General features: G+C 70.8%; 4 protein-coding genes and 1 pseudogene. All 5 read left to right on the forward strand.

The window, feature by feature from the left end:
* Nucleotides 1-8 precede the first annotated feature (8 nt).
* Nucleotides 9-1,523 (forward strand): glycogen synthase GlgA, encoded by a 1,515-nt coding sequence (glgA, locus tag RMP09_RS15550; protein ID WP_310566896.1) that lies wholly within the window; start codon nt 9-11, stop codon nt 1,521-1,523.
* Between the two features lie 61 nt (nt 1,524-1,584).
* The gene (locus RMP09_RS15555; RefSeq protein ID WP_310566897.1) at nt 1,585-4,065 is read left to right on the forward strand and encodes a glycogen/starch/alpha-glucan phosphorylase; all 2,481 of its coding nucleotides are present in this window, start codon (nt 1,585-1,587) and stop codon (nt 4,063-4,065) included.
* Nucleotides 4,066-4,281: 216 nt separating this feature from the next.
* Entirely contained in the window at nt 4,282-5,772 is a 1,491-nt protein-coding gene (locus RMP09_RS15560) for a sensor histidine kinase (protein ID WP_310566898.1), read from the forward strand.
* Nucleotides 5,766-6,395, forward strand: a complete 630-nt coding sequence (locus RMP09_RS15565) for a response regulator transcription factor (RefSeq protein ID WP_310566899.1) — start codon at nt 5,766-5,768, stop codon at nt 6,393-6,395. The genes RMP09_RS15560 and RMP09_RS15565 overlap by 7 nt, the downstream gene beginning before the upstream one ends.
* Before the next feature lie 126 nt (nt 6,396-6,521).
* A pseudogene (locus RMP09_RS15570) lies at nt 6,522-6,720 on the forward strand (heme-binding protein); the annotation flags it as partial.

The following is a 6,720-nucleotide window of genomic DNA, read 5'->3' on the forward strand; positions in this document are numbered from 1 at the left end:
GTCCGTGCATGAATCCAACCAAAGTCCTTTACGTCTGTTCCGAGGTCTACCCGCTGCTCAAGACCGGCGGGCTGGCCGATGTGAGCGCGGGCCTGCCGCCGGCGCTGGCCGCGGCCGGGGCCGAGGTGCGGCTGCTGCTGCCGGCCTTTCCGTCGCTGGTGGCCGGGGTCACGCCCGACGGCGCGCCGCTGCCGGTGCCCGCTGGTGACAGCGCCGGCCTGCCACTGGGCCTGGGGCCGCGCCCCGGCACGGCACAAGGCCCTCAGCCCTGGTTGCAGCGCGGGCGCATCACGGCCACCGGCCTCAGCGTCTGGCTACTGCACGCGCCCGGGCTGTACGAACGGCCCGGCAACCCCTACCTGGACGAAGCCGGCCGCCCCTGGGCCGACGCGGCCGAACAGTTCGCCTGGCTGGGCTGGGCCGCGGCGCTGCTGGGCACCGGGCTGGACCGCACCTGGCACCCAGACGTGGTGCACGGCCACGACTGGCACAGCGGCCTGGCCTTTGCCTACCTGCACCAGCTGGGCCTGGGCGGCGCCCGCAAGCCGGCCACCGTGTTCACCATCCACAACCTGGCCTACCAGGGCGTGTTCCCGGCCAGCGTGCGCGAGCGCCTGGGCCTGCCCGATCCGCTGTTCCACCTCAACGGCATCGAATACCACGGCCAGATCAGCTTCCTCAAGGCGGGCCTGAAGTACAGCGACGCCATCACCACCGTCAGCCCCACCTACGCGCACGAGATCACCGGGCAGGAACAGGGATGCGGGCTCGACGGCGTGCTGCGCCAACGCCACGCGGTGCTGCACGGCATCCTCAACGGCGTGGACGACGCGGTCTGGAACCCGGCCGCCGATCCGCTGGTGCAACCCGGCTTCGACGCCGAGCACCTGGACGGCAAGGCCCAGGCCAAGGCGCGGCTGCAGCGGCAGATGCAGCTCCAGCCGTCCCAGAACGCGCTGCTGTTCTGCGTGGTCAGCCGCCTGACCGAGCAGAAGGGCCTGCACCTGCTGCCCGGCGTGGTCGACGAGCTGGTGCGCCGTGGCGGCCAGCTGGCCGTGCTGGGCACGGGGGACGCGCCCATCGTGGCCGCGCTGCAGGCCTGTGCCGCGCGGCACCCCGGCCAGGTGGCGGTGCACATCGGCTACGACGAGGCGCTCTCGCACGCCGTCATCGCCGGCAGCGACGTGATCCTGGTGCCCTCGCGCTTCGAGCCCTGCGGTCTGACCCAGCTCTACGGCCTGCGCTACGGCACGCTGCCGCTGGTGCGCGCCGTGGGCGGCCTGGTCGACACCGTGACCGACTGCAGCCTGGAGAACCTCGACGACGGCCGCGCCAGCGGCTTCGTGTTCCACGACCTGACCGAAGCCGAGCTGCTCTCGGCCATCCGCCGCGCCTTCGCGCTGCAGCGCCGGCCGGCCGACTGGCGCGCCGTGCAACGCCACGCCATGGGCCTGCGCTTTGACTGGGCGCGCGCCGCCACCGCCTACCTGCAGGTCTACCAGCAGGCCGCCGCCCATCCATGAACCCCTGGTGGCACAGCTGATGCTTGTGCCGCCGCAACGCCACCGACGCCTCGTCACCACCATGCCCAACACCCCCCTCACCCCCACCGTCGGCACCGCCAGCGCACCGTTTGAATACGACCAGCTGGACAACAACGTCGCCGCACTGCGCAAGTCCATCGCCAACCGCCTGGTCTACGCCGTCGGCAAAGACCTGCGCTCGGCCACCCGGCGCGACTGGCTGTTCGCCCTGTTCCACGCCGTGCGCGACCGCACCATGCACCGCTGGCGCGAGACCCTGGCGGTCTCGCAGGACAGCGACGCCAAGCGCGTCTACTACCTCTCGATGGAATTCCTGACCGGCCGCGCGCTCACCAACGCGCTGCTGGCGGTCGGCATCTACGACGACGCCAAGGAAGCCTGCACCCAGCTCGGCGCCGACTTCGACGCCCTGATCGACCTGGAAACCGACGCTGGCCTGGGCAACGGCGGCCTGGGCCGCCTGGCGGCCTGTTTCCTCGACTCCATGGCCACGGTCGGCCTGCCCGGCATGGGCTACGGCATCCGCTACGACTTCGGCATGTTCGCGCAGAAGATCGTCGACGGCCGCCAGGTCGAGGAGCCCGACTACTGGCTGGTCAACGGCAACCCCTGGGAATTCATGCGCCCCGAGTTCAGCTACCCGGTGCAGTTCGGCGGCCGCCTGGTGCAAGACGGTGACCACGTGCGCTGGGTCGACACCGACGACGTGATCGCCACCGCCTACGACAGCGGCGTGCCCGGCCACGAACTCAGCAGCGTCTCCACCCTGCGGCTGTGGACCGCACGCGCCACCAGCGGCATCAACCTCGACGCCTTCAACAAGGGCGACTACATGCGCGCCGTCGAGGCCAAGAACCAGTCCGAAAACGTCTCGCGCGTGCTCTACCCCGACGACAGCACCGAGCACGGCAAAGAGCTGCGCCTGCGCCAGGAATATTTCTTCGTCAGCGCCTCGCTGCAAGACATCGTGCGCCGCTACCTCAAGACTCACGGCAGCTTCGACCAGCTGGCCGACAAGGTGGCCATCCACCTCAACGACACCCACCCGGCCCTCGCCGTGCCCGAGCTGATGCGCATCCTGGTGGACGAGCACCGGCTGGACTGGGACACCGCGTGGGGCCTGTGCACACGCATCTTCAGCTACACCAACCACACGCTGATGCAGGAAGCGCTGGAGACCTGGCCGGTGGAGCTGATGGGCCGCCTGCTGCCGCGCCACCTGCGCATCGTCTACGACCTCAACGCCCGCCTGCTGGCCGAGGTGCACGACCGTTTCCCCGGCGACAACGAGCTGCTGCGCCGCGTTTCGCTGATCGACGAACGCGGCCAGCGCCGCGTGCGCATGGCCTCGCTGTCGGTGCTGGCCAGCCACCAGGTCAACGGCGTCTCGGCCCTGCACAGCAACCTGATGGTCGAAACCATCTTTGCCGACTTCGCCATGCTCTGGCCCGAGCGCTTTTGCAACAAGACCAACGGCATCACGCCACGGCGCTGGCTCTCGCAGGCCAACCGCCCGCTGTCGGCCCTGATCGACGCGCGCATCGGCAGCACCTGGCGCCGCCACCTCGACGAACTGGCCCAGCTGCGCCCGCTGGCCGATGACGTGGAGTTCCAGAACGCCTTCCGCCTGGCCAAGGCGCAGAACAAACAGCGCCTGGCCGAGCGCATCGCCAAAGAAACCGGCATCGTGGTCAACCCCGACAGCCTGTTCGACGTGCAGATCAAGCGCATGCACGAATACAAACGCCAGCTGCTCAACGTGCTGCACGTGGTCACGCGCTACCAGCAGATCCTGGCCCACCCCAACGCCAACTGGGTGCCGCGCACCGTCATCTTCGGCGGCAAGGCCGCGTCGGCCTACTACATGGCCAAGCTGGTCATCAAGCTGATCAACGACGTGGCGCGCACCGTCAACAACGACAAGCGCATCGGCGACAAGCTCAAGGTGGTGTTCCTGCCGAACTACCGCGTCTCGCTGGCCGAGGTCATCATCCCCGCGGCCGATTTGTCCGAGCAGATCTCCACCGCCGGCACCGAGGCCTCGGGCACCGGCAACATGAAGTTCGCGCTCAACGGCGCGCTGACCATCGGCACCTGGGACGGCGCCAACATCGAGATCGCCGAGCACGTCGGGCTGGACAACATCTTCATCTTCGGCCTGCGCACCGAACAGGTGACCGCCCTGCGCGCCAGCGGCTACAACCCGCGCCGCTACGTCGACCACAACTACGACCTCAAGAGCGCCATCGACCGCATCGCCGAAGGCGCCTTCAGTCCCGAGGAACCGAACCGCTTCCACGACATCACGCGCACCCTGCTCGAATCGGACTACTACCTGCTGCTGGCCGACTACGCCGACTACATCGCCACCCAGCAGAAGGTCGACGAGCTCTACCGCCGCCCGACCGAATGGACGCGCCAGGCCATCCTGAACGTCGCCGGCATGGGCGCCTTCTCGTCGGACCGCACCATCCGCGAATACGCCGACCAGATCTGGAACGTCAAGCCGCTGTTCGACTGATGGAGGGATAGGCCCCCACGCTCCGCCACTGCGCGGGTCACTGCCCCCCAGGGGGCTGATCCTGCCTTGGGGCGGCCTGGCGGCAGGCCCGGGAGCCCCCACGCTCCGCCGCTGCGCGGGTCGCGGCCGCCCAGGGGGGGGCTGATCCGCCTTGGGGCGGCCCCGCGGCTGTCCCGCCCGTCACGCTTCGCCGCGGCGCATGACAGAATCCGCCGCATGCGGGCAAGCGGTGGATCGTGGCGTTGGTGGTGGCTGGGCGGCGCCGTGGTGTCCGCGGCCGGGGCAGTGCTCATCGCACGCCAGGCCATCGACGCGCAGCGCGCCCTGTTCGAGACCGATGCCCGCATCGTGCACCGCCTGCTGAGCCAGCAGGCCGTGCAGCACGACGCCATCCTCGACACGCTGGCGCTGCTGCAGCCCGGCCCGCCCGCCGCCGGCGCCCAGCCCCCCGAACAACGCCTGCCCGCGCTGTACCCGCACATCCTCGCGGTGCAGCGGCGCGACCGCGACCAGGCTTGGCCCGACCCCGCGCTGGCCGCAGCCGAAGCCGCCTCGCGGCGCGACCGCCGCGCCGCCCTCGCCCCGTCGCCCGACGGCGACACCGCGCGCTTTCGCCTCGTGCTCGCTGCCGAGCCCACCAGCTATGCGCTGACCATCGCGGTGCGCGGCATGGTGCCCTGGGCCGAATGGCCCATGCCGCCCGACCGCAGCCCGGTGCGCGTGGCGCTGGTGCGGGGGGCGCAGCGCATCGATCTGCAGGCCGGCGACGCGGCGGCACTGGCCGGCGGATCGGGCTGGCGCTTCTCGTTCCACAAGCACCTGGCCGCGGCCAGCCAGCCCTTTGACGTGGTGGCCGAACGGCAACTGGGCTGGGCGCAGCTGCCCTGGTGGCGCATGCTGGGCTGGGCCGCCGCGGTGACGGCCGTGCTGGCCCTGATGGCCCAGCTGCAGCGCCAGCGCACCGCACGCCGCCGGGCCGAAGAGCTGCTGCGCCTGGGCCAGGTGGCGCGCCTGAACACCCTGGGCGAACTGGCCGCCGGCATGGCGCACGAACTCAACCAGCCGCTGACCGCGGTGCTGGCCAACACCCAGGCCGCGCAGCGCCTGCTGGCCGACGACCCGCCCGAACTCGACACCGCCCGCAGCGCGATGGCCCAGGCCGTGGCCCAGGCCCGGCGCGCCGCCGACGTGGTGGGCCGGCTGCGCGCCGTGGTGGAACGGCCGGCCCACCGCGCGGCCGAAGCATCGGCTGGCGGGGTTGATCTGGCCGACGCGGTGCGGCGCGCCCTGCACCTGCTCGAACCCGAGTGCCGGCGGCGCGGCCTGGCCCCCGAACCGCAGGCGCCTGCGCCGGTGCGCGTGCAGGCCGATCCGGTGGCCGTGGACCAGATCGTGCACAACCTGCTGATGAACGCGCTGCAGGCGCTGGACGCGGTGCCGGCCGACGCCCGACGGCTCACGCTGACGGTGTTGCCGGCCGGCGGACACGGCGAACTGCGCGTGGCCGACAGCGGCCCCGGCATCCCGGCCGAAGCGCTGACGCGCCTGTTCGAACCCTTCTTCTCCACCCGCGAAGGCGGCCTGGGCCTGGGCCTGTCCTTGTGCGAGACGCTGGCCCAGGGCATGAACGGCTCGCTCACCGCCGCCAACCGGCCCGAGGGCGGCGCGGTGTTCACGCTGCGCCTGCCTTTGAAAGACGCATCGTGAGCACCCTCTCGCCCACCATCCACCTGATCGACGACGACGCGGCGGTGCGCGACAGTCTGGCGCTGCTGATCGGCACCGTGGGCCTGCGCGTGACGCCGTGGGCCGACCCGCAGGTCTTCCTCGAAGGCTTCGACCGCGAGGCCATCGGCGCCATCGTGCTCGACGTGCGCATGCCCGGCATCAGCGGCCTGACGGTGCTCGACACCCTGGTCGCCCAGGGCGTGGACCAGCCGGTCATCATGCTCACCGGCCACGGCACGGTGGACATGTGCCGCCGCGCTTTCAAGGCCGGTGCTGCCGAGTTCCTGGAAAAGCCGGTCAACGACGAGTTGCTGATCGAAGCGCTGCAGAACGCCGTGCGCCAGCACGTGCGCTCGCGCGAGCGCCACCAGGCCGACCGCGAGGCGCGCGAGCGCTACGCGCAGTTGTCCGAACGCGAGCGCGAGGTGCTGGGTCTGATCGTCGCGGGCCTGACCAACAAGGAGATCGGCCGCGCACTAGACCTCTCGCCGCGCACGGTCGAAACGCACCGCGCCAACCTGTTCGCCAAGCTGCAAGCCGAGTCGCTGGCGCAGCTGATCCGGCGCTACGCGGCGCTGGTCGACGAACACGACGGGGGTTGATCGGCGGTCAGCCGCTCCGTAGTTCTACGGAGCGCTGCGCGTAGCCCTCCGAATGGTGCGAACGGGCGCGGATTTCTACAGTTCTCCCACGGTTGATTCAACCGCATCCACCCGAAGGAGAAACCCATGAAAGCCACCGTTTCCGCCACCGCCATCGCCCTGTCCCTGATCGCCAGCGCCGCCAGCGCGCAGGCCGTGCGCACCGAAAAGAACATGTCGCTGGATCTGGCCAACCAGATCGCCGCCGCCACCGTCGCGTCGTGCAGCGCCAGCGGCTACAACGTGACCGCCGCCGTGGTCGACCGCGCCGGCAACCTGCGCGCCC

It is taken from the genome of Hydrogenophaga sp., from assembly GCF_031426985.1.
Lineage (GTDB): Bacteria > Pseudomonadota > Gammaproteobacteria > Burkholderiales > Burkholderiaceae_C > Hydrogenophaga.